The sequence below is a fragment of the Rhodospirillales bacterium genome (assembly GCA_016710335.1).
Taxonomy (GTDB): Bacteria; Pseudomonadota; Alphaproteobacteria; order Rhodospirillales; family Defluviicoccaceae; genus JADJXQ01.
The window spans coordinates 20,157-44,953 of record JADJXQ010000005.1 but is presented as its reverse complement, the minus strand read 5'-3'; the positions used below and the strand labels follow the sequence as shown (position 1 = coordinate 44,953).

Annotated in this window: 22 protein-coding genes and 1 pseudogene; 10 read left to right on the top strand and 13 right to left on the bottom strand. The window is 66.6% G+C overall.

Annotated elements, in window-relative coordinates:
• Positions 1-89: 89 nt before the first annotated feature.
• Positions 90-539, bottom strand: coding sequence for a hypothetical protein (locus IPM60_09920; protein MBK8908199.1), 450 nt, complete (start codon positions 537-539; stop codon positions 90-92).
• A 299-nt stretch (positions 540-838) separates the two neighbouring features.
• On the opposite strand from IPM60_09920, the gene IPM60_09915 reads away from it, so the two are divergent.
• On the top strand, positions 839-1,996 hold the full coding sequence (locus IPM60_09915) for a transposase (GenBank protein ID MBK8908198.1): 1,158 nt from the start codon (positions 839-841) through the stop codon (positions 1,994-1,996).
• 148 nt (positions 1,997-2,144) lie between these two features.
• Here the strand turns inward: IPM60_09915 and IPM60_09910 are convergent, their stop codons facing one another.
• The 11 genes from IPM60_09910 to IPM60_09860 form a co-directional block, all read right to left on the bottom strand.
• Positions 2,145-3,992, bottom strand: coding sequence for an ABC transporter ATP-binding protein (locus IPM60_09910; protein ID MBK8908197.1), 1,848 nt, complete (start codon positions 3,990-3,992; stop codon positions 2,145-2,147).
• A gap of 15 nt (positions 3,993-4,007) precedes the next feature.
• Positions 4,008-5,093, bottom strand: coding sequence for an NTP transferase domain-containing protein (locus IPM60_09905; GenBank protein ID MBK8908196.1), 1,086 nt, complete (start codon positions 5,091-5,093; stop codon positions 4,008-4,010).
• A complete protein-coding gene (locus IPM60_09900; protein ID MBK8908195.1) occupies positions 5,090-5,728 on the bottom strand; it encodes an acylneuraminate cytidylyltransferase family protein in 639 nt (212 codons plus the stop codon). Before IPM60_09900 ends, IPM60_09905 begins: the two co-directional genes overlap by 4 nt.
• 64 nt (positions 5,729-5,792) lie before the next feature.
• Positions 5,793-7,055 carry an N-acetyl sugar amidotransferase gene (locus IPM60_09895; GenBank protein ID MBK8908194.1) on the bottom strand — a complete coding sequence of 421 codons (1,263 nt, stop codon included), beginning with the start codon at positions 7,053-7,055 and terminating at the stop codon, positions 5,793-5,795.
• 35 nt (positions 7,056-7,090) lie between these two features.
• Positions 7,091-7,717, bottom strand: a complete 627-nt coding sequence (gene hisH, locus IPM60_09890; protein ID MBK8908193.1) for an imidazole glycerol phosphate synthase subunit HisH — start codon at positions 7,715-7,717, stop codon at positions 7,091-7,093.
• The gene (gene hisF / locus IPM60_09885; GenBank protein MBK8908192.1) at positions 7,714-8,472 is read right to left on the bottom strand and encodes an imidazole glycerol phosphate synthase subunit HisF; all 759 of its coding nucleotides are present in this window, start codon (positions 8,470-8,472) and stop codon (positions 7,714-7,716) included. The genes hisH and hisF overlap by 4 nt, the downstream gene beginning before the upstream one ends.
• A 23-nt stretch (positions 8,473-8,495) precedes the next feature.
• On the bottom strand, positions 8,496-9,416 hold the full coding sequence (locus tag IPM60_09880; GenBank protein MBK8908191.1) for a sulfotransferase: 921 nt from the start codon (positions 9,414-9,416) through the stop codon (positions 8,496-8,498).
• On the bottom strand, positions 9,413-10,903 hold the full coding sequence (locus tag IPM60_09875) for a hypothetical protein (protein MBK8908190.1): 1,491 nt from the start codon (positions 10,901-10,903) through the stop codon (positions 9,413-9,415). The genes IPM60_09880 and IPM60_09875 overlap by 4 nt, the downstream gene beginning before the upstream one ends.
• A gap of 5 nt (positions 10,904-10,908) precedes the next feature.
• Complete coding sequence (gene neuC, locus IPM60_09870) at positions 10,909-12,087, bottom strand: UDP-N-acetylglucosamine 2-epimerase (hydrolyzing) (protein MBK8908189.1); 1,179 nt, start codon at positions 12,085-12,087, stop codon at positions 10,909-10,911.
• Entirely contained in the window at positions 12,084-13,028 is a 945-nt protein-coding gene (locus IPM60_09865; protein ID MBK8908188.1) for an N-acetylneuraminate synthase family protein, read from the bottom strand. Before IPM60_09865 ends, neuC begins: the two co-directional genes overlap by 4 nt.
• A gap of 68 nt (positions 13,029-13,096) precedes the next feature.
• Positions 13,097-13,348 carry a hypothetical protein gene (locus IPM60_09860; GenBank protein ID MBK8908187.1) on the bottom strand — a complete coding sequence of 84 codons (252 nt, stop codon included), beginning with the start codon at positions 13,346-13,348 and terminating at the stop codon, positions 13,097-13,099.
• A gap of 1 nt (position 13,349) precedes the next feature.
• On the opposite strand from IPM60_09860, the gene IPM60_09855 reads away from it, so the two are divergent.
• The gene (locus IPM60_09855) at positions 13,350-13,703 is read left to right on the top strand and encodes a hypothetical protein (protein ID MBK8908186.1); all 354 of its coding nucleotides are present in this window, start codon (positions 13,350-13,352) and stop codon (positions 13,701-13,703) included.
• Here IPM60_09855 and IPM60_09850 read toward each other — a convergent pair.
• Positions 13,664-14,803: an aminotransferase class I/II-fold pyridoxal phosphate-dependent enzyme gene (locus IPM60_09850; GenBank protein MBK8908185.1), complete on the bottom strand. Its 1,140-nt coding sequence runs from the start codon at positions 14,801-14,803 to the stop codon at positions 13,664-13,666. The genes IPM60_09855 and IPM60_09850 overlap by 40 nt on opposite strands.
• A 229-nt stretch (positions 14,804-15,032) precedes the next feature.
• Between IPM60_09850 and IPM60_09845 the strand changes: the two genes are divergently transcribed.
• The 8 genes and pseudogenes from IPM60_09845 to IPM60_09810 all read left to right on the top strand — a co-directional run bounded on the left by IPM60_09845 (position 15,033) and on the right by IPM60_09810 (position 24,778).
• Positions 15,033-16,040: an SDR family NAD(P)-dependent oxidoreductase gene (locus tag IPM60_09845; GenBank protein MBK8908184.1), complete on the top strand. Its 1,008-nt coding sequence runs from the start codon at positions 15,033-15,035 to the stop codon at positions 16,038-16,040.
• A 220-nt stretch (positions 16,041-16,260) separates the two neighbouring features.
• Positions 16,261-17,961 carry an ABC transporter substrate-binding protein gene (locus IPM60_09840; GenBank protein MBK8908183.1) on the top strand — a complete coding sequence of 567 codons (1,701 nt, stop codon included), beginning with the start codon at positions 16,261-16,263 and terminating at the stop codon, positions 17,959-17,961.
• A 34-nt stretch (positions 17,962-17,995) separates the two neighbouring features.
• Positions 17,996-18,928: an ABC transporter permease gene (locus IPM60_09835; protein ID MBK8908182.1), complete on the top strand. Its 933-nt coding sequence runs from the start codon at positions 17,996-17,998 to the stop codon at positions 18,926-18,928.
• Positions 18,885-19,847, top strand: a complete 963-nt coding sequence (locus tag IPM60_09830) for an ABC transporter permease (GenBank protein ID MBK8908181.1) — start codon at positions 18,885-18,887, stop codon at positions 19,845-19,847. Before IPM60_09835 ends, IPM60_09830 begins: the two co-directional genes overlap by 44 nt.
• Before the next feature lie 21 nt (positions 19,848-19,868).
• Positions 19,869-21,956, top strand: coding sequence for an ABC transporter ATP-binding protein (locus tag IPM60_09825; GenBank protein MBK8908180.1), 2,088 nt, complete (start codon positions 19,869-19,871; stop codon positions 21,954-21,956).
• A 33-nt stretch (positions 21,957-21,989) separates the two neighbouring features.
• Entirely contained in the window at positions 21,990-22,622 is a 633-nt protein-coding gene (locus IPM60_09820) for a DNA methyltransferase (protein MBK8908179.1), read from the top strand.
• A 339-nt stretch (positions 22,623-22,961) separates the two neighbouring features.
• Positions 22,962-24,167, top strand: a pseudogene (locus IPM60_09815) (hypothetical protein).
• 68 nt (positions 24,168-24,235) lie between these two features.
• Positions 24,236-24,778: a DUF4142 domain-containing protein gene (locus IPM60_09810; protein MBK8908178.1), complete on the top strand. Its 543-nt coding sequence runs from the start codon at positions 24,236-24,238 to the stop codon at positions 24,776-24,778.
• Positions 24,779-24,797 lie beyond the last annotated feature (19 nt).

Sequence of the window (24,797 nt, the reverse complement as noted above, 5' to 3'; positions counted from 1 at the left end):
AAGACATATCGCGGTGCGCGGGCAGGCCGTTTCCGGCTTTCACTCGCCATGATCGTCAATCCTTCTCGATGCGACAGGCAGTTTCACTCTCAAAGCTCCAATGACCGCCAGCGCGCTACGATCTTGGCTTTGCACGGTGCGTCCTCAAGGTCCGATGCGGCGCCGACGACGGCGAGACCGATGATACGAACGTAGCCGGGCGCCACAACACAGCAGAAGACCACACATGGCGCCCCGTCCGTCCGGTAGATGGTGAACGCGGAGGGCCAGGACGGGATTTCCATCCATGCCGTGTGTCGTTCCCTCAAGTGTTTCCGCATTCCGTCCACACCCCGGCCGTCGTCAGCTAACGCCAGTTCCTGCAAAACCTCGCGGAGGTCGACGAGAAAGCGGAGGCCTGTTTCGATGACATCCGTTGCTCGCTTCTCTCCCTCCGCATCCCTCAGCGCGTACGCGATTGACCGCACGTCGTCCAGATAGCGCCCCAAGTCCTCAGCCGCACCGGAAGGCGGTCGGTAGAACTCAATCTCAACTCGCACCCGCTCTCCTCCGATTATATAAAATTTCGTATCTCACAATCAAGCTTGACCATTGAGCCCGCGGCCCATAGTTGCTATTTTGTTCTTTTCGTGAAGGGCAGGTCAAGGCGCTTCGGTACCGGCCAAACCCGACGCACGGAGTCGGATACTGAGTACTTTTGAGCCTCTTGCAGAAACAAAAAGGGCATGAAGTAGTATTTGAGTTCTGATCCGCACGTTTCTGTATTTGTAGTGGATCATTCCGCTGTAGTTTTGATTTTTGCTGTGGCGTTTTATGTATCTTTGGTTATTATCTCTGTATGTCTGAGAGCAGGGATCGGCTTGTGCGATGCTGGAGCCACATCCAAGGCACCCTGTTCCCTTGGCTGCGGGAGGAGGTGGACGAACTCACGGCCAAGCATGAGCAAGTCGTCCTCGTCCTCGACATGCTCGACCTGGAAACCCACATCCCGCCGCCGCCGGGGGGCCGCGGGCGGCCGCCGGAGGACCGCCGGGCCATCGCCCGGGCCTTCGTCGCCAAGGCCATTCTCCATCTGCCCACCACCGCCGCCCTCATCGAACGTCTCGACGTCGATGGCCGTCTGCGACGCATCTGTGGCTGGGAACGGCGCCGCCAAGTCCCGAGTGAAGCGACGTTCTCGCGGGCTTTCGCCGAGTTCGCGACCAGCGGGCTGTTCGAACGGGTTCACGAGGCCCTGGTCAAATTCGGCCACGACGGCCGCCTGGTGGAACATGTCGCCCGCGACGCCACCGGGATCGATGCCCGCGAAAAACCCCCGCCACCGCCCAAAGACTCAGCGCCGAAGCGAAAGCGCGGGCGGCCCAAGGCCGGGGAAGCCGTCACCAAACGCCGCTCCGACCGCCTTAAACGCCAACCAAACCTCGATCTCAGGACCATGCTCGCCGACCTGCCGACCCGCTGCGACGTCGGATCCAAACGCAACAGCAAGGGCTTCCGCCACCAGTGGATCGGCTACAAACTCCATCTCGACATCGCCGATGGAGACGTCCCCGTCGCCGCCGTGCTGACCTCCGCCTCGGTCCACGACAGCCAAGTCGCCATCCCCCTCATCACCATCACCTCCGGGCGCATCCAATACCTCTACGACATCATGGACAGCGCTTACGAAGCCACCGCCATCGCCGACTACAGCCGACGCCTCGGCCACCAGCCCATGATCGAAGCCAGCAACCGCCACCACCCCGGCCGCCGGGCCAAAAACGCCGCAGAGCAGAAGCGTCTCCGCCGGATCCGGTTCGCACTCCCTGAACATCGCCGCTTCCATGCACGAGTCGCCGCCGAACGCGGCGCCGGAGCCCTCAAAGACAACCTCGGCGCCTGCACCGTCCGCGTCCGCGGCCACGCCAAAGTCCTCTGTCACCTAGGCTTCGGAATCCTGGCACTAACGGCAAACAACCTCCTAAGACTCGTTCGACCACAACCCCAAGCCACCTAAACCATTCATACAAAAACCAAAACCACATAAAATCAGCTTTCTGCAAGAGGCTCAATTGGATGCAAATCAAAGACTTAATCCGGCACCGCGCGACTCGTTCCGCATGTTTCCGCTGCTAACCGGGGACGGATGGGAGGAAAGAGAGGGATCAGGAGCCGGTCGGCGTCGGCAGCGGGTCTGCGTCCAAGACCACATCGTCGTCGGCGGCCTGCTTGCGGAAGGCGCGAGCGTACCAGCCGCCGGCGGCGATCAGCGCCCGGTGCGAACCCGCCTCCGCTACCTGTCCGCCGCTGAGCACGACAATGCGGTCCGCTGCCGTCACCGATGCCAGATGGTGCCCGATAACGATGATGGTCCGCCCGCCGCGCTCGCGCAGCGCCAACAGGGTCTCGCGAAACAAGCGCTCGGCGTCGGCGTCGAGATGGCTGGTCGGCTCGTCGAGGATCAGGATGGACGCCTGGCGCAACAGCGCCCGCGCCAGGTCGAGGCGCTGGCGCTGGCCCCCGGACAGGGCGGCGCCGCCCTCGCCGAGCGGCGTGTCGTAGCCCTGTGGCAGCGCCGAGATGAACTGATCGGCGCCTGCATCCTCGGCCGCGCTGCGCACAGCGGCCATGTCGGCATGGCCGGCGCCATATCGGATGTGCTCCGCCGGCGTTGCGTTGAGGATCAACGGCGCCTGCGGAACGAACGCAATGCCGGCTCGGAGGCTCTCCAAGGTGTAGTCGCCAAGCGGGACGCCGTCGAGCAGGACCCGGCCCCTGCTCGGTTCCCGCAGCCGCGGCAGGAGGTCCACCAGGGTCGACTTGCCGCCGCCGGAGGGGCCGACGAGCGCCGTCAGTGTCCCAGCCGGGATTTCCAGCGACACCCCGGCGAGCGCCGGCTCAAGCCGGCCGGGATAGGTGAAGGAAACGTCCTCGAAGCGAAGGCTGCCGTTCAGGCCGGCGAATGTGACTCCGCCTCCCGGCCGCTCGGCGCCGGCGTGCAGGTCGTCGAGACGCCCGGTAATGGTCCGCACCGCCCCCTCCGTGTTGAGGAACACCTGGCGGGTGTTGAGGAGCTGGCGGACGATCGGCAGCAGCCGCACCAGGATGACGATGAACAATCCGAGCGTGCCGAGGTCGAGCCCGGCAACCCGCACTCCGAAGTAGAGCAGCAGGATCGCCGCGGCGGCGGCAATGGGTTCGACCGACGTGCTGAGCAGCGCCACCAGCCGCGCCGCGTCGAAGTGTCGGCGGCGCTGCACGTCGGCGAGGTTCGCCACCGTCTTGATCTCGGCCGCCTCGGCTCCGGACAGCCGGATCAGCCGCAACAGTCCGAGCTTTTCGGTGAAGAAGGCCGCCAGCTTCTGGCGCGCAGCGACTGTCTGGTAGCCGAGCGCCCGGCTCCGCTTCAACAGCCCGCCCAGCACCCACGCCGTCAGCCCGAGCAGCAGCGCGGCGGCCGCCGCCATTTCCGCCGACACCACGACCAGCAAGACCACATAGACGACAAGCAGAAACGTGAAACCGATAAAGTCGATCGCGAGGAAGAAATACTCGACGGAGCGCTCCGCCTGGGTGGTAAAGTCGTTCACCGTCAGCCCGAGCTGCTGGCGCTCATGGTAGCCCAGATCCACATGCAGATAGTTCCGGAACAGCATGGTCTGCAGTCGCGCCACCGCCCGGAACCGCACCTTCGCCAGAAAGATCAGGCGCGCTTGAACGAAGACTTGGCGCACCAGAATGGCGAGGAAACTCGTGGCGAGCAGCACCGCCAAGGTCACCGGCAGCCCGATGGCGCCATAGGCGTCGACTAGGCGCCGCCACAACTCCGACTTGTCCGCTAGCGCGGCGACGTTCTCATTGGCTTGCAGGTACTCGAACACCGGCAACACCATGGCAAGGCCGATGCCCTCGAACACGGTGCTTCCGACATGGAACCCCAGCACGCCCGCAGCGACCGCCGGCGTGAAGCCGAGCAGGCGGGCGTGGCGGCGCAGGTCGCTCGGAATGATCATCGCGGTCCGGTGCGCTCAAGCCTCGGCAGCGCCGAAGCGGCCGTTGCGATGGGCGGTATCGGCGGCCTCCAGGTCGTGCGGGCGGCCGATGTCGGTCCAGTATTCGTGGATCGGGAACAGGCCGGCACGGAGGCCTACCCTCCGGCCGAGGGCGAGCAGGTCCGGCATGTCGAGCGGCTCCGACGGCGGCACAAGCGCCCGGAACGCCGGGGACAGCACGTAGATGCCGGCAGCGACGAAGTGGGTGACGCGGGGTTTCTCGTCGATGTCGAGCAGCACCCCGTCCGCGCTCTGGCGCACCACGCCGAATGGTATCTCCACGTCGTAGCGGGCGACGGCAACCGTCGCCTCGAACTCGTGGCGGTCGTGAAACGCCGCCAGCGCCCGGTAATCCACGCGGGTCAGCACATCGCCGTTGACCACCAGCAGCGGCCCCGGGCCCGGCCTCGACCCGGGTTTCGGGGGCGGCAGCAGGCCGACCGCGCCGGCGGTGCCGAGCGGCTCCGGTTCGTGGATCACCCGCACGTCGGCGCGGCTCTGGCGCTTGGCGAGGAAGCTCTCGATCTGGTCGGCGAGGTAGTGCACGGCGACATGGATGTCGGTGATCCCGGCGTCTTCCAGCGCCGTCATCACGTGGTCGAGGATCGGCCTGTCGCCGATCGGCAGCAGCGGCTTCGGTGTCGCGCGCGTGCGCTCGCCGAGGCGCCGGCCGGCGCCGCCCGCCATGACCAGCGCTGCGCCGAGCGTCGAGCCGCCGGGGCGCTTGAACAGGATGCGGACGAGACGGCGGTGCCCATCGATGATCGGCAGGAACTGCAGGGGGCGCGCCGCAAGCACCGCCAGATTGCCAGCCGCGTCGCCGTCGCGGCCGGGGACCGCGCCGGCGTTCATGCAGGTCGCGATCGCATCGTCGAGGGCGACGCCCCGAAGGATCCCGCGGCGGATGTCGCCGTCGGTGACGGTGCCCAGCAATCGGCCGTCGCCATCGACCACGACCAGGCCGGCGTGCGGCGGCGTGTCGTTGATGCGCGCCATCGCTTCGCGCACCGTCGTCTCGGGCAGGCAGGCGAAGGGTTCGGGCGCGTGTACCACGAAGGTCATTGCGGGAGAGCGCCCGCCGCGGCGAGCAGCACCTCCGCCACCCGCAAATCGCTCTCCGTATCGATGTCGATGGCGCGTTCCGCGTCCAGCATGATCGGTGCGATCGGCGGCGCATAGAGGCTCCGCCGGCTGCGCAACGCCGCGGTCCGGGTGAGGTAAAGGGCGCCGTTCGGCACGACGACGCGACGATCGTCAGCGCCTACCGGCCGCAGCATGTCGCACTCATCGATGCAGAAGGTGTGGGAGGCAGAGACATGGAGCGGCGACACCGCGATCACAGAATTGGCCTCCGGTCGGGCAGCTAGGACATCGAGCCCGCAACGGAGCACTGCGCCGCCGCGGAGCGGCGACGTCGGCTGCAGCACCATGACGGCCTTCGGGTCGGCGCCGTCTTCTGCGGCAAACCAGTCGAGCGCGTGGATCACGGCATCGGCCGTCGTGGCGTCGTCGCCGGCGAGATGCGCCGGCCGGCGGAACGGCGCCAGCCAGCCAAGGCCGCGGCCGACCTCCGCGATCCCGTCATCGTCCGTGGTGAGCAGGCACGGCGACGCCGCCAGCCCGGCCTCGCGAATGGCGTCGGCGGTGTACGCAAGCAGCGGCCGTCCGGCCAGCACCCGCAGGTTCTTCCCCGGCACCCGCTTGGACCCCCCCCGCGCCGGAATGACGATCAAAAGGTCTGTCAGGGCCGCTCGGGGCCCACTATCCGACTTGGTGGCGCAGTCGCCAGCCATCCGCGGTCCGCTTCCAGAGGTGCGGAGACCGGAAGCTATCGGCAATCTCGAAAAACGCATCTTCGGTCAAGTTCAGGTACCGCAGGAATTCCGGGAAGTACTTGCGAGGAAACTCCTGATCATAGCGCCGCACCAGCGCTATGCCTTCTTCGCGATCGATGTGCCGATTGCGGATTTCCTGGCTGGCGTCATAGGTGGCGCGGCCAATGCCGAACTTCACGAGCGTCGTCCAGTAGTGATACGGGTCGGTCTTGTCATCAATCGAATTGTACTTGGAGTAGGTACCCTCGGTGCGATCCTCGTTGGCCTCGAAGGCGGCGTGCTCGGCCGCGTAGTAGTAGTTCTCCTGGGGCGTCCAGCGAAGGTAGTAGCCGAGGTAATGCACCTCCACGCCGAGCCGCGTCATTTCGTCGACGTCCGCTGGCATGTAGGGATCGAGCTGGCCCGGAGCGATGCCATGCGCTGGCAGGTCTTCGAGCGGCACGCCGCCGAAGTACAAGTGCGGGTTGGCCCCGCCTGGCCGCGCGAAGTACGAGGCGTCGCGTATTGCTTGGGCGTTTTCAGCAACCGGGTTGCCGTACTCGGCTTCGTTTTCGCCGTAGAACACCAGCGGCAGGCCCATGCGCACCGCCATCTTCGGTGCGAAGTTCTTCTGGCCGAGAATGAACGGTTGGAACGGGTGCAGCAGATTGCGGAACGCGAGCTCCGTAAGCTTGCGGTGAACACGGCCGTCCGGCGTGAACAGGTAGTTGTCGAAGCCGCCGACGTGGATCCAGTTTTGGAAGTTGCGCCAGCCAACGTCAGTGTAGAGATGCGGCGCCCATGTTACGGTCAGCGGATGCATGCCGTAGCGGGCCTTCAGGATATGAGACGCGAACACCGAATCCTTACCGCCCGAGCCCGGCACCAGGCAGTCGTAGGAACCGTTGCGCGATCGAAACGTATCGCACAGCGCCCGCAAATTCGCTTCGCGCTCGACCCAGTCAACGTCGCGCTCTTTCGCCTCGGCATAGCGGCAGGCGTCGCAGACGCCGGCGTCGTCGAAGCGGATGGTGGCCTTCTTCGAGTCCCGTGTGTGCTCGAACTCGATCGCCGACGATGGCCGCTGGTTGGAGATGACGCAGGACGCGCAGAACCGCACCTCGCCGGGCAAGCCGTACCGGATCTCCAGGAGCCCGTCCTTGGGATCGTTGACATAGCGCCTGCCATCCAGCTCGCTGATTTCCGTCATTGCTCAATATGCCTTGGTTATCGCACTTGGCCCGTTTATCGCGAGTCTAGAAAGCCTTGAAGAAGACCAAGACCCACGTGACCACTTTTTTCGGGGTGGAACTGGACGCCAAGAACGTTGCCTCGACGCACTGCAACCGGGACTCGCAAGCCGTTGACGCGCAGGTAGGCCGCGGCATCTTCCTCGCGGTCAACCATGGGCGCATAGGAATGGACGAAATAAACGTAGTCTTCGGGCTTCAGCCTCGCCAACACCGGATCGTCCTTCCGCGCTTCAACGGTCCGCCAGCCGACATTGGGAATGCGCATGGCGTCGGGATCCCCGGCGCGCGCCTCGGGCAGCCGCCGAACCGTCCCCGAAATCACGTCGAGCCCTTCGTGGACGCCGAACTCCTCCCCTCTGCTTAACAGAAGCTGACAGCCAACACAGATGCCGAGCAGCGGCGTCCCGGCGGCGATGGCTGTGTTCAGCGGCTCGATCAGACCGCGGTCGCGGAGCCCGCTCATAGCATCTTCGAAGGCGCCGACGCCGGGAAAGACGATGTGCGAAGCTCGCGCAAGCGCCCCAGGATCGGCGGAGATCTCCACCTCCGCGCCCACTTGCCGAAGCGCTTGGCCGAGGCTGAACAGATTGCCGCGTCCGTAATCGAGCACCAGGATCATCGCCGCACCGCGAGACCCGCAGCGGCTACCGCGCTCTTGAGATCCGGCAGCGGACAGAGGCCGTAGTGGAAAAGGCTGGCACAGGCCACCGCGTCGAGGCCGTCGTCCTTGGCCGCGGCAATAACGTCCGGGGCGCCGCCGGCGCCGCCGCAGCCAACGACCGGTATTCGCACGCGTCCGCGGACGGCACGAAACAGGTCGTGGTCGAAACCTTTTCGCGTCCCTTCCTGGTCCACGGATGTAACCAGGATTTCGCCGGCGCCAAGCGCCTCCGCCTCGCTCACCCACTCGAGAACGTCGACGCCGGTGCGCTCGCGGCCGTTGTTGGTCAAGGCTTCCCAGCGTCGAGGTTCCCGGCGCTTGGCCTCGACCGAAACGACGATGCACTGGCTGCCGAGTGCGTCGGCGGCTTCGCGGATCAGGGGCGGCCGGCACACTGCCGCGGTGTTAATGGCCACCTTGTCGGCGCCGCTGCGGAGCGCCGCCACGATGTCGTCGACGCTGCGAATGCCGCCGCCGACAGTGAGCGGAATGAACACGTCACGCGCGGCCTCCATTACGACTCCCAGGACGTTGTTGCGGCCGTATAGCGACGCCACCGTGTCCATGTAGATGATTTCGTCTACGCCCTGCTCATAATAGCGCCGCGCCATGTCGTTGGGAGCGCCGACCACACGCAGGCCTTCCAGGTGAACCCCCTTGATAACGTTTGGCCCCTTGACGTCGAGGCGAGCGACGATGCGGATCGGCGGCAAGAAGTGGTTACTCCCGACGCCCCTTAGTTTCCGTAGCCGAAGGTGTCGTTGAACGCGGCGAGGTGCTTGCGGATCACATCGACCTCCCGCGGGCTGAGGGTCATGATCTCCCGCCGAGCCGGTGTGGATTCGATGCCTTTCGTAGCAGCGAAACTGGACAGTCCCGGCCACCAATTGCCCAGCATGGTGGGCTCTGTTAGGCACGGCTCGAACGGGATGTCGAGCCAGTCGGCAATGCGGCGCATGACAACGTCGGGTTCGGCGACCAGGCTCTCATAGCGGACCCACAGGAACCGGTCCCCGGCGAGCGTGCCCACGCGGTCGTGAAGCTTTTGGAACTGCCGGATTATCAGCGCCAGGTTCGGCCACGAAAGCTGCTTTTCGCCGCGCAGTCTGCGGGTCTGGCGGAGGCTATCGATGGCGAACACGGGATTGCGCACGATGACCAGGCTCCTAGCATCTGGGAGCGCTCTTTGCGCCGCCACCGCGGATTTCGCAAAATCGGGTGACTTTAGGCAGGCATACCGTTTCTCGTCCTGACCCAATCCGGCGAGACAGGCGAGGATGAGCCGGCGCCAAAGGCCCGCCACCCCAGGCTCCGGCAGGTTGCTGAGGGCCGTTCGAAACCGCTGTTCGCTCCATGGAATGTCGAGGTTCTGCTTCGACACCGAACCCCGCGCGACGGACTGACGATAGGGTCGGTGAAGAGGGGGGATGACCTGCTTATGGCGTAATCCGTCGACGAATTCCCCGATGTCGTCCGGGACTGCGTCAAGCATGATCTCGGTGTCGCCTTCGGCGGCGCCGCAGTCGTAAACGTACTCGAAGAGGTAACCTTCATCGACCAGCCACGATACCTGCGAGTGGCCGTCGAAAAGGTTGTAGAGCAAGCTGGTTCCCGATCGCGGTGCGCCGGAGATGATCAGCGGGACCGGCTGGGTCATACCGCTTCTACCGCCGCGCCGGCTGTCGCGTCCGATGTGGGCAGGCTTCGTATAAGGGCGTCGGCCACGGTGTCGGCGAGTCCAGTCGGCAGCACGTCCGGTTCCGTGACGCGGTAGCCGCCGAGGTCGAACGACGTCTCGACGACAGCCTGCAGGAAACGCGCTCCGTCGCGTTTCGCTTGGACGCGATCGACGCCATCGAGGGCATGGCGAAGTTGGCCGGCCAAATCGAGTTCGTCCTCGACCACCGCCACGTGCGGCAACAGGTTGTAGAGATTGTGGCGCCCGAAGCTGATCACCGGCCGGCCCATTACCGCCGCCTCGAAACCGCCGGTGCCGGTGATCGTGGCAACGGCATCAGCGGCACGGGCGACCTCGAGACCGTATTCGCGGGGGTCCAGCATCACCACGTTTTTGAACTCTCGGATCTGCGCGTAGAAGTCGGTGGGGCGGCGACCGATGGCGGCTAGCGTCTCCTTGACCGCAAGCAGTACGCCGGCGGGCAGATCACGGGACAAGGCGGCGATCGCCGAGAGTTGATAGAAGTACTCGGGCGACAGCGTCTGCAAAGCCGTCTCCGGCTCAGTGTGCAGCGGATAGTACACAAATCGTCGGCCGGAGAGCGCGGCCAGCGGCGTCGACGCGGCATCGGCAAGCCGCCGGGCGTCCCGGAAGCGGCGCCAGACATAGGATAAATCCTCCGTCACGTAATAGCCGCGTGCCTTGTCATAGCCGCGAAGCCGCCAGTAGGCCTGCTGCGCGGCGCGCTTCGCCATCGTCTGCAAGGTGCCCGACAAAGTGTACTGGCGGGTAAACACCTGGCGCATTTGCAAATGCGACTCGTAGGGCGCGAGCAGACTGAGGTCATCCGGCGCACCGATGCGGTCGTACGCCGCCGCCAGCGCCGGATGTTCGCGGAACTCGCTGGTCGCCCAATAGTGATAGTTCCGAAACCGGGAGCCGGCGAGGATGCGGCGGGGGACACCGAGAGCGCCGGCCACTGTGTCGGCAATCTTGCCGCAATTGATCAGCAGATCGGCGTCCGTCTCCTCAATATGCCGTCGCCAGAAGGCGATGGCCGCGTTGTGGGCGTTGACCATCTGCGCATAGTTTGTGCGCTGAGACATCACCGAGCGCGGATGCTTGAAGCCGCCCAACGCGTAGCCTCGGCCCAGGTGCCGGTCGCTGATGGCGAGCAGGTTTATGGTGACGCCGAGCCAGGCTTCGTTATCGCGGGCTTCCGCGAAGACACCTTGCCCGTCGTCCACCGGTTCGGCGCAAGTCCTGTAGAGGAGGTCGGCCACGGTAATGCTGGCGAAGATCGACCCGAACCGCGTCCGGTAGAAGTGCGCCTCCTGGCGGCTGGCGCAGAACAGATGGACCCGTGCACCGAACCGCTCCTGCAGCGTCCCGGCGAGGGCGGTGAGCAGCCCGCGGTACTGGGAGTGCGCGCCGAGCAGGACATTGCCGAGAGGCGGGGTGCGCATCTCGCTCATCCCGCCGTCGCGCTCTGGACGCCCTGAGCACCGATGTCGGTCAGCCCGGTCTTCGCGACCAGTCTCTTCCACGGCGGCAGGTTGGTCAGCACGTCTGCGATGCGCGGCGCGGCCTTGCCGTCGCCGTAGGGGCTGAAGCGGCGGAAGCGCGGCGGCCGCGGACCGAGGCGGTCGAGGGCTTGCAGCACTGCGTCGGCATGGTTGGCGACGTCGATGACGTTGGGGCCGCGCTCGCGCCCCTTCTGGCGATCGCCGACGTTGATCACCGGCAGGCCGAACAGGCCGGCCTCGATGAGGCCGCTCGACGAGTTGCCGACCATCATCGCTGCATGGCGGAGGGCGCTTGCATAGAGCCTGGGGCCGAGGGTGTTGACGAGCATCGCCCATGCCTTCGCGGTGGCGAACCTGTTGATCTCGATGCGCATCGCTTCGCCGCCGGGGTCGCTGTTCGGCCACGTGAGCAAGGTCGGCGCTGGCCGCGCCTCGAGCGCGGCGAGCACCGCCGTCAGCGGCGCCTGCGGGTCGTCGGCGTTGGTTTCGGGATGAACCGTGACCAGCCGCAGCGCCAGCGGATCGCCGGGCAGGTCCAGCACCCTTGTTTCACGGAGGAAGGTATCGGCGTCGAGTTCCGGCACCGCCAACAACGTGTCGAGCGCCGGCGCGCCGGTGACGTGAATGCGCCATGCCTCCTCGCCCATCGCAGCCACCCGCGCTGCGGCGCCACTGCTGGAAACGCAATGGAGGTGAGAGAGCTTGGTCATCGCATGGCGGATGCGGTCGTCGATGGCGCCCTCGGTTATCTCGCCGCCGTGGACGTGGACCAGCGGCACGTTTGCCGGCAGCGCCGCCAGCGCCGCCGGGATCATGTCCAGCCGGTCGCCGACCAGCAACACCGCATCCGGCCGCACCTCGGCAATTGTCCGGCCCGCGTCGCGAGTGATCGCGGCCATCGCCGCCGCCGCTTTTGCTCCGGCGTCGCCCGATAGATCCATGCCCCCGCGATGGAGACCGGCGCTGTGCGGCAGGCCTTCCACCGGCTGCCCGCCCGCCGCCATGTGCATGCCGGTAGCGAACACATGCAGATCACAGTCCACCCGCTCGGCTAGCGCCCGCCAGACCGCGTTGAGGATGGTGACGTCGGCGCGCGACGACGAGACGCTGAGGATGCGGATCATGCCGGCGCCAGATCCTCGGCACGGAGAGCGTCGCCCGCCGCGACGGCGCGTTCGAGCCGTCGGCCGAAAGGGCAAACGTCCGGCGGCAGCCCGTCGGCCGGGCGCTGCAGCGCCACGTCGGAGTCGGCGAGCATCGTCCCGGCCGGCATGTCGCGACGGGCATGCCAGCTCCGCCGCACCAGCGCCGCGGTCTCCGCCTCCCCCGCCGCAGGCCGCTTGACGCCGTCACCCAGGGCAACCGCCGTCTCGCGGCATTTTCGCAACAGAGCCGCCAGTTCGTCCGGTTCCAGCGACGCCTGGTGATCGGGACCCGGCAGCGACCGGTCCAAGGTGAAGTGCTTCTCGATGGCCACGGCGCCCAACGCCACCGCCGCCACTGCGACGTGGTCTCCGAGGCTGTGATCCGAATAGCCGACCGGGAGCCCGAGATGCCCGCCCATCGTGATCATCGCCCTGAGGTTGATGCTGTCGTACGGCGCGGGATAGAGCGACGTGCAGTGCAGCAGGGTGATGTCCTCGGCGCCGGCGTCCCGCAAAGTCGCCGCGGCGCGCGACACCTCGTCGAGCGTCGCCATTCCTGTCGACAGCAAAACGGGCAGGCCAAGGCCGCCGAAATACTTCAGCGCCGGAGTATTGGTCAGCTCCCCGGACGGGATCTTGATGCGGTCCATTCCCATGTCGATCAGGGCCGGGGTCATCGCCCTGTCGAAGGGGGTGCAGAGAAAGCGGATGCCAGCCGACCGACAGGCCTTCGCCAAGACGCCCAAATCATCGAGCGACAGCTCCAGGCCGCGCAGGAGGGAGAGCTGATCGTCCATGCCGCTGTTGCGTTGCTGATAGGGCGCCGTGGAGGCTCCGGGAGCGCTGATCTCATGGGCGCGGAAGGCCTGGAACTTGACATAGTCGGCGCCAGCTTGTCGCGCCGCGGCCACCATGTCCATGGCGCGGCTGACATCGCCGTTGTGGTTGACGCCGGCCTCGGCGATGATCAGCGGCGTCGATACGGGCACTACTGTCGCGCCGGGTATCTGGTCAGCGACGCCACGAGCGTTTCGTTCGGCACCTCTGCGCCGTGCAGCACGACGGCGCCGGCGCCGATCATGCAGTGGGTGCCGACGCTGCACCCGCCCGAAAGGATGGCGCCGGACGCCACGTGCGTGCCGCTGCCGACCGTACAGTCATGTTCGATGATGGCGCCGGTGTTGACGATCACCGCGTCGCCGATGATGGCGCCCGGCTGGATGACTGCGGCGGCGAGCACGATGGTGCCTTCGCCGACGATAGAAAACGCTGACGCGCGCCTCGGGGTGGACGACCTCCGGCGCGGTCCAGTCGCGGTCACGATAGGCGTCGAACAGACGGAAGCGACGCCGCAGTTGCGCCACCGAGACGCCACCGAGTCCGAGGACGAACGCGCCGGGCCGCATCAACCAGGCGTCCTCGTCGCTGACGAGGTGCTGGCTGGGCAGCCAGGTATTCTCGCGCGCGTCGACGTAAGCGTCGGTCCATGTGTCGCAGGCGGCAAGCGCCTCGACGACCACCTTGGCGTGTCCGCCCGCGCCGACCAGGAGCAGCGTCATTCCGGCGTCGCCATCTTGTCGCCGCGCCAAGCCTGAAGGGCGGACAGCACCCGCGCCTGGTCCCCGTCGCTGAGCGTGCTGGACGACGGCAGCGACACGACGCGGCCGGAAATACCGGCGGCCACTCCGGTCAGCGATCGGGGGAAGCCGGCGTACGGGGGCTGGTCGGACAGCGACTCCCAGAACACCCGCGCCTCGATGGCGGCGCGCCTCAGATGCTCGACCAGCCGTCCGGCCTGGTCCCGCGACGCGCACAGCACCGAATAGAGCCAGTTGTTGCTCCGCCCCCAGGCGCAGCGCGGCATCGGCCGCAGATCCGTGCGTCCGTGCAGGGCGCGGTCATAGGCCTCGGCGATGCGCCGCTTGACCTCGAGCATGGCGTCGAGGCGGTCGAGTTGCGCCAAGCCGAGGGCAGCGTTGATGTTTGGCATGCGGCAGTTGAAACCCACCTCCCGGTAGCGATAGCGGGCGCCGTCGCGGGCCTGGGTCGACAGGGACCGCGCCCGTTCGGCCCACTCCGCGTTGTCGGTGACGATCATGCCGCCGCCACCGGTGGTCAAGAGCTTGTTGCCGTTGAAGCTGAAAACCGCCGCATCGCCGAGGCCGCCGACGGGACGATCGCGATATCGAGCGCCGATGGCGCCGGCGGCGTCCTCGACCAGCGGAACGGCGAAGCGGCGGCAAACGTCGACCAGGCGATCCATATCGGCGGAATGGCCGAGGGCGTGGACGGCGACAACCGCTGCGATCCGCTCTTCCCGGTCCAGCGTCCGCTCGACCAGGTCGGCGTCGAGGGTCCAGCTCTCAGCGGAGATATCGACGAATATGGGGCGGGCGCCGGCGTGCACCACCGCATTGGCCGTTGCGGCGAACGTCCAGTCGGGGACGATGACATAATCGCCCGGCGTAACGCCGGCCGCCACCAGAGCCAGATGCAGTGCTGCTGTGCCGCTGGATGTGGCGACGCCCTGCGCTTGTCCGCTGAGGGCAGCGATCCGGGCCTCGAACATCGCGACCGACGGGCCTGCGGACGACACCCAGCCGTCCGCGACAGCGGCGGCGACGGCCTCCGCCTCTCGACCGTTCAGGTCGGGAACCGACAGGGGGATAGTGTGTTCTATGATAGCCTGTTTCAGGGGTAACGCCGCCGCACCGGTCTCCGTTGGCTCGCGGCTCGCGCACGCTACCGCCGAGCCGGGTGACTCGGCAGAACCGCGCGGGTGCGATAAAAGGCGCGGCCGCGAAGCCGCGGCCGCCGGATCGGCGAACCCTGCTAACTCGTCGGCTGGATGTCAAGGCTCGCCCGTTTGCGTTTTCCACGTCCGGCGGTTAGACCGCCCCTGACGGCTCGGTGGGGAGAGTGGATTGGACGTCGGGGGCAGCAACGTTCTGGTGACCGGCGCCGACGGCTTCATCGGCTCGCACCTGGTGGAGCGCCTGGTCGCGGCCGGAGCGCGGGTGACGGCCCTCAGCCTCTACAACGCATTCGACAGCTGCGGCTGGCTCGATTCGCTTGCGGGCGATGTGCGCGCCGCGGTCCGCATTGCTCGGGGAGACGTACGCGATCCACAGTGCATGGACGACGTGATGGCGGGCCAGGAGATCGTCTTTCATCTCGCGGCGTTGATCGGTATTCCCTACTCCTACGCGGCGGCGCGCTCCTACGTCGACGTCAACGTAACCGGCACCCTCAACGTCCTCGAAGCGGCGCGCCGCCACGGCGTCGGGCGCGTGGTCCACACGTCCACCAGCGAAGTCTACGGCACCGCCCTCCGCACCCCCATCGACGAGACCCATCCGCTGCAGGGCCAGTCGCCCTACGCCGCCTCCAAGATCGGCGCCGACGCCATGGTCGAAGCGTATGCCCGCTCGCACGCGCTGCAGGCGGTGACGCTCCGGCCCTTCAACACCTTCGGCCCCCGCCAGAGCGAACGCGCCGTCATCCCGACGGTCATCCGCCAGGCGTTGGATCCGCGTTGCGCGGCGATCCGCATCGGCGACGCGACGCCGCGGCGCGACTTCAGCTACGTGGCCGACACCGTGGAGGCGTTCCTGGCTGTCGCGACCTCCGATCGCATCCACCCCGGCAGCGTCTACAACAGCGGCGCCGGCGTCGCCGCGAGCGTCGCCGACGTGGTGGACCTTGTCCGGCGCATCACTGGAACCGACAAACCGCTGGAGACCCAGGAGGCGCGCTTCCGTCCTGCGGATTCCGAGGTACGGCTGTTGCTGGCCGACGCCGAGCGCCTGTCGACCGCGACCGGCTGGAGGCCGCGCCGGAGCCTGGAGTCGGGACTGGAGACGACGGTGGCGTGGTGGCGCGAGCGTATCGCTCAAGGCGCGCTGCGCCCAGATTCCGGCTACGTCACCTGATGCCGAAAAAAGTGGCGCCCGGCAACTTCCGTTGCCAGGCGCTCAAGTCATGGAGGGGAGGATATGAACGGGTTTACGCCCGCACCGCTGAAGTGGATCACGCTTCTCCATCTGTCGCGGGGTTTTTTCGTATGCAGGGCCGGTGAAACACCAGATACTGAATGGCGGCGCGGATGAGAGCCGGGGACAAGGTAGCGAACAGGGAGAAGGACGACGCGCGATGGCGAAAGCAGGTCCCCGCGGGGCGCACCCCTACGTTCCCGAGCTTGTCGAGCAGTTTCGCAAGGGCGAGATCGGGCGGCGCGAGTTCCTGGCGACCGCCACCCGCCTGGGCCTGGCCGCGTCGGCTGCCTACGCGTTGGCGGGCACGGTCGGCGCCGGCCGTCTGGTGAGGCCTGCGCGCGCCGCCGAGACGCCGAAGTCGGGCGGCACGCTTCGCGTGTCCATGAACGTGCAGGAGATCACCGACCCGGCCACCTACGACTGGTCGGAGAAGGGCAACATCGCCCGCCATATCACCGAGCCGATGGTCCGCATCAACAAGGACAACGTCGCCGAGCCCTGGCTCGCCGAAAGCTGGGACGCCTCCGACGACCTCAAGACCTGGACCTTCAAGTTGCGCAAGGGCGTCAAGTGGTCGAACGGCGACGACTTCATCGCCGATGACGTGGTGTTCAACTTCAAGCGCTGGCTCGATCCCGCCACCGGTTCCTCCAACCAGGGCCGGTTCAGCGCGATGACCAGCGACATCGACACCGGCAAGACCGACGAGGCCGGCAATCCGGTGCTGTCGACCATGATGTCGGAAGGCGCCGTCGAGAAAATCGACGACCACACCGTTCGCTTCCACCTCAACCGTGCGGACCTGTCGCTGCCGGAGTCGATGGCCGACTATCCGGCCCTGATCGTCCATCGGGACTTCATGGAGACGGGCGGCGACCTCTCGAAGAACCCGGTCGGCACCGGACCTTTCACCCTCAAGGCGTTCGCGGTCGGCGAGAAGGCGGTGCTGGTCCGGCGCAGCGGCGCGCCGTACTGGGGCGGCGACGTCTACCTCGACGGCATAACGTACATCGACCACGGCGACGACCCGGCCGCCAAGATCGCGGCGCTGGCGTCCGACCAGGTCGACACCACCCATCGGATCAGCATCGAGCAGATCGACGTGGTTAAGGCCATCCCGCACCTCGAGTTGCATCAGACGGTGACCGCACAGGCAGGCGTGGCACGCATGAAGGTGACCGAGGCGCCGTTCGACAACAAGGCGGTGCGGAAGGCGATCCAGGCCTGCGTCGACCAGCAGCGCATGCTCGATCTCGTGCACCGCGGCCTCGGCGCCATCGGCGAAGACCACCATGTCGCGCCGATCCATCCGGAATATGCGGAACTCCCGCCGCTGAAGCAGGACTACGACCTCGCCCGAAAGTATCTCGCCGAGGCGGGGCATGCGGACGGGCTCAGGGTGACGCTCGACTGCGTCGCCAATCCCACCTGGGAGCAGAGCACCTGCACGGCGCTGGCGGAGATGTGCCGGCCGGCAGGCATCGACATCGCCGTCAACATCATGCCGGGCGGCACCTACTGGGACCGCTGGCTGACGACGCCGTTCGGCTTCACCGCTTGGGCGCATCGGGCGCTCGGCGTGCAGACCCTCAACCTCGCCTATCGCAGCGGCACGGCGTGGAACGAGACCTCGTACTCGAACCCGGAATACGACCGCCTGCTCGACGAGGCCAACGCCATCCTCGACCCCGCTGCCCGGCGCAAGGTCATGAAGGACCTGGAGCGGATCCTGCAGGACGACGCCGTCATCGCCCAGCCGTTCTGGGTCTCGGTGTTCGTGCCCGCAAACAAGCGCGTTCGCGACCTCTACGCCCACGTCGCCCTCGAGCATCACTACAACAAGGTGTGGCTGGCTTAAGCGCTCGCTAGCTTCCGCCGGGTCGGCGGCTCCAATGACCCGCTTCATTCTCCGCCGTGTCGCCATCATGGTGTTGACCATGCTGGTGGTGTCGCTGCTGCTGTTCCTGCTTCTGGAACTGACGCCCGGCAGCGTCGCCACCAAGGTGCTCGGCCCTTATTCCTCGGAGGAACAGCGTACCCTCTGGCTCGAGGCGCACGGCTACTTCGAGCCTTTCTGGATCCGCTACCTCACCTGGCTCGGCGACTTCGCCACCGGCGACTTCGGGCAGTCGGTGCGGTTCAAGGTTCCGGTCGCCGACGTCCTGTGGCCGCGGCTCTGGAACACGGCGATTCTGGGCTTCTGGGTATTCGTAGTGATGATCCCGCTTTCGCTTGTCCTTGGTGTGCTTGCCGGCATGCGTGAAGGCTCGGCGCTGGACCGCTCGATCTCGATCACCAGCATCGTCACCACCTCGATCCCCGAGTTCGCCAGCGCCGTGTTCCTCTCCGCCATCTTCGTGTTCTGGCTTGGCATCCTGCCCGGGACCAGCAGCATGACCAACGGGTTCGACTGGACGCAGCTCGTGCTGCCGGTGATGGTGCTGGTCCTCTACGACTTCGGCTATATCGCCCGCATGACACGCGCGTCGATGGCCGAGGTCATGACCACGCCCTATATCCGCACTGCCGTCCTCAAGGGTCTGCCGCACCGGCGGGTGATCCTCCGCCACGCGCTCCGCAACGCCCTGATCGCGCCGTTCACCGTCATTACCCTGCAGATCAATTGGCTCTTGTCGGGAGTGATCGTCGTCGAGTTCTATTTCGCCTACAAGGGCTTCGGGGCGCTGTTGCTGGAAGCGTCGCTCAACCAGGACATCTTCCTGATCGAGGCGTGCGCCATGGTCGCGGTGTTCGTCGCCGCTTCGACGCAGACCATCGCGGATGTCGGCTACACCTATCTCAATCCGCGCATCCGGTTCAGTTGAGGCCTGCGGGGATGCTGACGCCGTGACAGAACTCGCAGCAGCAACGGCGCCGCCGTCCTCGCCCGCCGGCGCGCTCCGCCGGGCGCTCCGCTCGTTCGCGCTGTTGCGGGAAAGCCCGGTCGCGATGATCGGCGCGGGGCTGATCCTGTTCTGGGCGGTGGTCGCGGTGCTCGCGCCGCTGATCGCGCCGTTCCATCCCAATGCTACCCTGCAGCCATTCGCCAAGCCCTTTACCGACTACGCCGCCGGCGACGGCGTGTTCTGGCTCGGCACCGACCATATCGGCCGCGATATCCTGTCGCGCCTGATCTGGGGCTCGCGCACCGTGCTGTTCTATGCGCCGGTGGCGACCGCGGCGGCGTACACCGTCGGCATCCTCATGGGCCTCGCGGCCGGCTACTACCGGGGCTTCGTGGACGAGGCGCTGTCGTTCCTCGCCAATATCATCCTGTCGTTCCCGGTGCTGGTCCTCTATATCCTGGTGATAACCACCATCGGCGCTTCCGGGCTCAACATCATTATCGCCATAACCTTCGCCAGCGCGCCCGGCATCATGCGCATCGTCCGCGGCCTGGTGCTGGATCTGCGCAATCGTGACTACGTCGCCGCCGCCCAGACCCGCGGCGAGTCCGGCTGGTTCATCATGCTGGTGGAGATCCTCCCCAACGCCCGCGGGCCGCTGATCGTCGATGCTTGTCTCAGGCTCGGCTACGTCATCATCACCATCGGCGTGCTCGGATTCCTGGGGCTTGGCCTGCCGCCGCCGGATCCGGACTGGGGCGGCATGATCAACGAGGCCCGGTCGCTGGCGCTGGCGTTCCCGCACATGACGGTGTTTCCGTGCATCGCCATCTCGTCGCTGATCCTGGGCTTCAACCTGCTCGCCGACGGGCTGCGTGACATTTCTCTCCGGGACTGAAGAAAGATAAAACAACCCGCCATGAAAGACCCTCCCGAACCGCCGCTGCTCGAGATCGAGAACCTCTCGATCTCGTACTTCACGCGCGCCGGGGTGATCCCGGCGGTCGCCGACTTTTCCCTGACCTTGCACAAGGGCGAGAGCGTCGGGCTGGTCGGCGAGTCCGGCTGCGGCAAGTCGACGGTGGCGATGGCGATCATGCGCTACCTCGGCGGCAACGGCGCCGTGGTCGGCGGCGTCATCCGCTACAAGGGCCGGGACCTGGCGACCATGAGCCGGCGTGAACTGCGGGCGCTCCGCGGCGCCGAGATCGCCATGATCTACCAGGAGCCGATGGCCGCCCTCAACCCGAGCCTCACCGTCGGCGCGCAGCTGATCGAGGTGCCGATGATCCACGACGGCGTCGGCAAGACGGAGGCGACGGCGCGCGCCGTGCAGATGGTAACGGACGTGCGCCTGCCGGATCCGGAGCGGGTGCTCGAGGCGTACCCGCACCAACTCTCCGGCGGCCAGCAGCAGCGGGTGGTCATTGCCATGGCGCTGCTCGGCAAACCGTCCTTGCTATTGCTTGACGAACCGACAACGGCGCTCGACGTCACCGTCGAGGCCGGCATCGTCAAGCTGATCCGCGACCTCGGCAGGAAATACGGCACCGCTCAGCTCTACATCTCCCACAACATCGGGCTGATCGTCGAGACGTGCGAGCGTATCTGCATCATGTACTCCGGCGAGGCGATCGAGCAGGCGCCGGTGCGCGAGCTGTTCGCGCGACCCCGCCATCCCTACACCCAAGGCCTGCTCGACTGCATCCCGCTGCCGTCGTTCGACAAGATCGCCCGGCCATTGATGCCGATCCGCGGCCAGTTGCCGCTGCCCCACCGGCGGCCGCCGGGCTGCAACTTCGGCCCGCGCTGCGATCACTTTCAGGCCGGCCGGTGCGACGCCGGCCCCGTCCCGATGCTGCCGGCGGATCATGATGGGCACGGGGTGCGGTGCCTGCGCTGGGACGAGATCGCCGCCGAGCCTGAACAACAGCCGCGGCCGGCGCGGCAGCGGGTCGAGTTGGGCCACGAAGTCCTGCGCGCGACCGGCCTCACCAAGTACTATCCGGTGCGGGACACCTCGCTCGCCGCCCTCGTCTCGGGACGGGCGGTGCGCCACGTCAAGGCCAACGAGACCCTCGACTTCAGCGCCCGCGCCAGCGAGACGGTCGGCATCGTGGGCGAGTCCGGGTGCGGCAAGTCGACGTTCGCCAAGGTGCTGATGGGACTGGAAACGGCGACCGGCGGGGCGCTGATGTTCGCCGGAACCGATATCAGCGCGCGTCCGGTGCGCGAGCGGAGCCGGCGCCAGCTCGGCGCGCTGCAGATGGTGTTCCAGAACCCCAACGAAACCCTCAACCCCAGTCACACCGTCGGCGCCCAGATCGGTCGGGTGATCCGCAAGTTCGGCGTCGAGCGCGACCGTGGCCGGATCCGCGAGCGGGTTCTGGGGCTGTTGGACACGGTCAAGCTGCCGCGCGACTTCTACCGGCGGCGGCCCGGCCAGCTCTCCGGCGGCCAGAAGCAGCGGGTCGGCATTGCCCGCGCCTTCGCCGGCAATCCGAACCTCGTCGTCGCGGACGAGCCGATCTCGGCACTCGACGTATCGGTGGCGGCGGCGGTGACGGAGTTGCTGATGGACATCCAGCGCGACCACGGCACGACGCTGCTGTTCATCAGCCACGACCTCAGCGTGGTGCGCTACCTCGCCGACCGCATCGTGGTCATGTACGTGGGCCAGATCATGGAGCGCGGCGCCACCGACCAGGTGTTCCAGCCGCCGTACCACCCCTACACGGAGGCACTGCTGTCGGCGGTGCCGATCGCCGACCCGGCGATCCGCAAGCGGGAGATCGTGTTGGAAGGGCCGGTCCCGAGCGCCCTCGACCCGCCCGCCGGCTGCCCGTTCTCGACCCGCTGCCCGCGGAAGGTGGGGGAGATCTGCGACCGCGAGCCGCCGCCGCATCAGCGCGCCGGCGAAGGCCACGTCATCGCCTGCCACATCCCGCTGGAGGAGCTGCGCCGCGTCGAGCCGGTCTTCTACACCGTCCCCGCCGCGGCGGAATAGCGGGACGTGGTAATGCCGGCTGAAGGACACCGAATGACCTCCTTCCCGCCGTCCAAACGATACCGGGTGATCTACGCCGACCCGCCGTGGACGTTCGCCACATACTCCCGCAAGGGCAAAGGACGCAGTCCGGAGGCGCATTACGACTGCATGACCTTGGAGCACATCAAGGCGCTGCCGGTTGCCGAGTGGGCGGCCGATGACTGCGTGCTGCTGCTGTGGGCGACCGATCCGTTGTTGGAGAGGGCCTTCGACGTCATTCGGGCGTGGGGATTCACCTACAAGACCGTCGGCTTCTACTGGGCCAAGCTGAACAAGGGCGACGGCGCGCCCGGAGCGGAACAGCGAAGCTTCTTTACCGGCATGGGCTTCTGGACCCGGGCCAATCCCGAGCAATGCCTGTTGGCGACGCGCGGGCATCCGAAACGCCGCTCGACCAGCGTCCGCAAGCTCGTTGTCGCTCCCCGTCGGGAACACAGCCGCAAGCCGGCCGAGGTGCACGATCGCATAGAAGCACTCTGCGAGGGACCGTACCTGGAGATGTTCGCCCGGTCCGCCCGGGCCGGCTGGGATGCATGGGGACAGGAGGTCGGCGTGCTCGACACCGGCATCGCGCCGCAACGCCGGTGGCGGTCCACCAGCCACCCCGACGCCGCCCAGGAATAACGCCGTCATCAAGGAGCCGCGCGGGAACAACGACGACCCCCGTATGCTGTTGCCATTGCAGCAGTGCCGGCGCCGCCTGTTACGTCGACTGGACGCTCACGCTCGAACGGCTCGAATCGTACGCCGGATCGAGCCGACCGTCGCCGCGTCCCGGAACCTAGCGGGAGCCTGGGCGTTAATCACGAGCCTGACCGCCGACATCGGCCCGAGCGTCTGCCGCAGCCGTCGTGAGCCGAGCCACCGGAACGTCCGACGAGCCGCTGCCGGTGGCGCACAGGTCGCAAGCACCGTTCCGGAAACAATAACATTCAAGCAGGAAGAGACAAAGGAGAGACGCTTATGGCCTTCAATCCCCTTCAGGAAAAGGGCATCCCCCTCGACAAGCAATTGCGGTCGTGGTCGGAGCTCAACAGTGCTCCATACGATCCCGACAGCGTGCACCCGTACTCGCGCTGCCGCGTCATCGTCATGAACGGCATCGAGGTCGAGGCGATGATCAACTCGCATTCGGCCGCACGCCGCATCGCTGATGTCGGCGTCAAACAGATGCTGGCGAGCGTGCGCCGGATCGAGCAGCAGCAGCAGAAGGCGGTCAACTGGTTGATCCCGGCTGGCGAGAGCGTGCTCGCCAACACCATCGGGTACGAGCAAGTGGCGGTCGACCTTACCAGTTGGATCGCGCGCCATGAGCCGGACCCGTACCTCAAGAAGGTCTACGACTTCGGCGTTCTGGAGGACTACGATCACCTCTACCGCTACGCCAACCTCATGGAACTGGTCGGCGAGCGGAAGAAGGCGGAGGAGATCACCGGCGATCTTACGGAGGCCCTGCCCGGCCGGCCGACCATCTTCCAGCACCGGCACCCGCACGACGACCTGCGGCGGCCGATGACGGTGGAGGCCTGTCAGTTCCAGTCGATCCTCAACGGCCTTACCGTGCTCTCCGCCGAGCAGCAGACGATGAACTTCTACATGACCGCCGGAAACCGGCCGGAGAACCCGCTGGCGCGCGCGCTTTACCTCGAGATCGCCCAGATCGAAGAGCAGCACGTCACGCACTACGAGTCGATCCTCGATCCGACCGTCTCGTGGATGACAAACCTCGCGCTGCACGAATACAACGAGTGCTGGATGTACTGGTCGTGCCTGCAGACCGAGACCGACCCGCGCATCAAGCAGATCTGGGAACTCCACCTGGCCATGGAACTGGAGCACCTTCGCCTCGCCACGCAGGCCATGAAGGAAGTGGAAGGAATCGATCCGGCCCTGATCTTCCCCGAAAGCGGGGTAACGGCGCCGATGACCTTCGAGCCCAACAAGCAGTACGTCCGGGAGATCCTCGCGACAACCGTCGAGTGGACCAGCTTCGACTCGGAGTTCGTGCCCGTGTCCGACCTGCCGCAGGATCACCGGTACTTCGACTATCAACGGCAGGTCAACGCCGGCGATGTTCCGAGCGAGCAGGTGATCGACAGGCACCGCAGCCAGTTCGGCGGCGAGTATCGCTTCGCCCCCGATGGCGATCATCCCGTTGCCGCACTCAAGGAGAACGGGAACGGGCGTGGTCTCGATTACGCTCAGGTTGTCGACCGTAGCAGGAAGGGGATTGCAGCATGACCGAGAAGGAAACCCATACCGGCATGGCCCGGACCGCCGACAAGATGCAGGACGTCGTCGGCGGCATGATGGGGCGCGCGACGGCGCGATCCGCCGGCTCGACGGACGATGAGGCGTTCGTGCAGAACGCGGCGCGCGGCGACATGTTCGAGATCGCCGCGGCGAAGTACATGCTGAAGCACAGCGGGAACGAGACCGTGCGCGGGGCGGCGGCGCAGATGCTCGCCGACCACACGACCATGTCCAATCAGCTGCGGTCGGCGCTCGGCTCGAGCGAGACCCCGGACATCGCCATTCCCGGCAGCCTCGACGAGCGGCGGAAGAGCGTCCTCGACCATCTCCAACGCGCGCCCGCCGACAAGCTCGACAAGACGTATGTCGACCAGCAAGTCCTTGCGCACAAGGAGACTGTCGACCTGCTGTCGGGGTACGCCAGCGTCGGGCCCAATCCACAGCTTCGCTCCGTTGCGCTTGGCGCTCTGCCGGTGGTGAAGCGACACCTGGCGAGGATGGAGGCACTCGAAAGTTCGGGCCTCTGACGTCTGCCTCGGCGTCGGA

What these genes read in the sequence shown, in the direction of transcription:
- IPM60_09810 (MBK8908178.1), top strand. Translation starts at nt 24,236, where the DNA reads ATGACCGAGAAGGAAACCCATACCGGCATGGCCCGGACCGCCGACAAG.
- IPM60_09855 (MBK8908186.1), top strand. Translation starts at nt 13,350, where the DNA reads ATGGTGCCTTCGCCGACGATAGAAAACGCTGACGCGCGCCTCGGGGTG.
- IPM60_09820 (MBK8908179.1), top strand. Translation starts at nt 21,990, where the DNA reads ATGACCTCCTTCCCGCCGTCCAAACGATACCGGGTGATCTACGCCGAC.
- IPM60_09825 (MBK8908180.1), top strand. Translation starts at nt 19,869, where the DNA reads ATGAAAGACCCTCCCGAACCGCCGCTGCTCGAGATCGAGAACCTCTCG.
- IPM60_09830 (MBK8908181.1), top strand. Translation starts at nt 18,885, where the DNA reads ATGTCGGCTACACCTATCTCAATCCGCGCATCCGGTTCAGTTGAGGCC.
- IPM60_09835 (MBK8908182.1), top strand. Translation starts at nt 17,996, where the DNA reads ATGACCCGCTTCATTCTCCGCCGTGTCGCCATCATGGTGTTGACCATG.
- IPM60_09840 (MBK8908183.1), top strand. Translation starts at nt 16,261, where the DNA reads ATGGCGAAAGCAGGTCCCCGCGGGGCGCACCCCTACGTTCCCGAGCTT.
- IPM60_09880 (MBK8908191.1), bottom strand. Translation starts at nt 9,416, where the DNA reads ATGACCCAGCCGGTCCCGCTGATCATCTCCGGCGCACCGCGATCGGGA.
- IPM60_09910 (MBK8908197.1), bottom strand. Translation starts at nt 3,992, where the DNA reads ATGATCATTCCGAGCGACCTGCGCCGCCACGCCCGCCTGCTCGGCTTC.
- IPM60_09915 (MBK8908198.1), top strand. Translation starts at nt 839, where the DNA reads ATGTCTGAGAGCAGGGATCGGCTTGTGCGATGCTGGAGCCACATCCAA.
- IPM60_09865 (MBK8908188.1), bottom strand. Translation starts at nt 13,028, where the DNA reads ATGGACATGGTGGCCGCGGCGCGACAAGCTGGCGCCGACTATGTCAAG.
- hisH (MBK8908193.1), bottom strand. Translation starts at nt 7,717, where the DNA reads ATGATCCTGGTGCTCGATTACGGACGCGGCAATCTGTTCAGCCTCGGC.
- IPM60_09895 (MBK8908194.1), bottom strand. Translation starts at nt 7,055, where the DNA reads ATGACGGAAATCAGCGAGCTGGATGGCAGGCGCTATGTCAACGATCCC.
- IPM60_09905 (MBK8908196.1), bottom strand. Translation starts at nt 5,093, where the DNA reads ATGACCTTCGTGGTACACGCGCCCGAACCCTTCGCCTGCCTGCCCGAG.
- neuC (MBK8908189.1), bottom strand. Translation starts at nt 12,087, where the DNA reads ATGATCCGCATCCTCAGCGTCTCGTCGTCGCGCGCCGACGTCACCATC.
- IPM60_09875 (MBK8908190.1), bottom strand. Translation starts at nt 10,903, where the DNA reads ATGCGCACCCCGCCTCTCGGCAATGTCCTGCTCGGCGCGCACTCCCAG.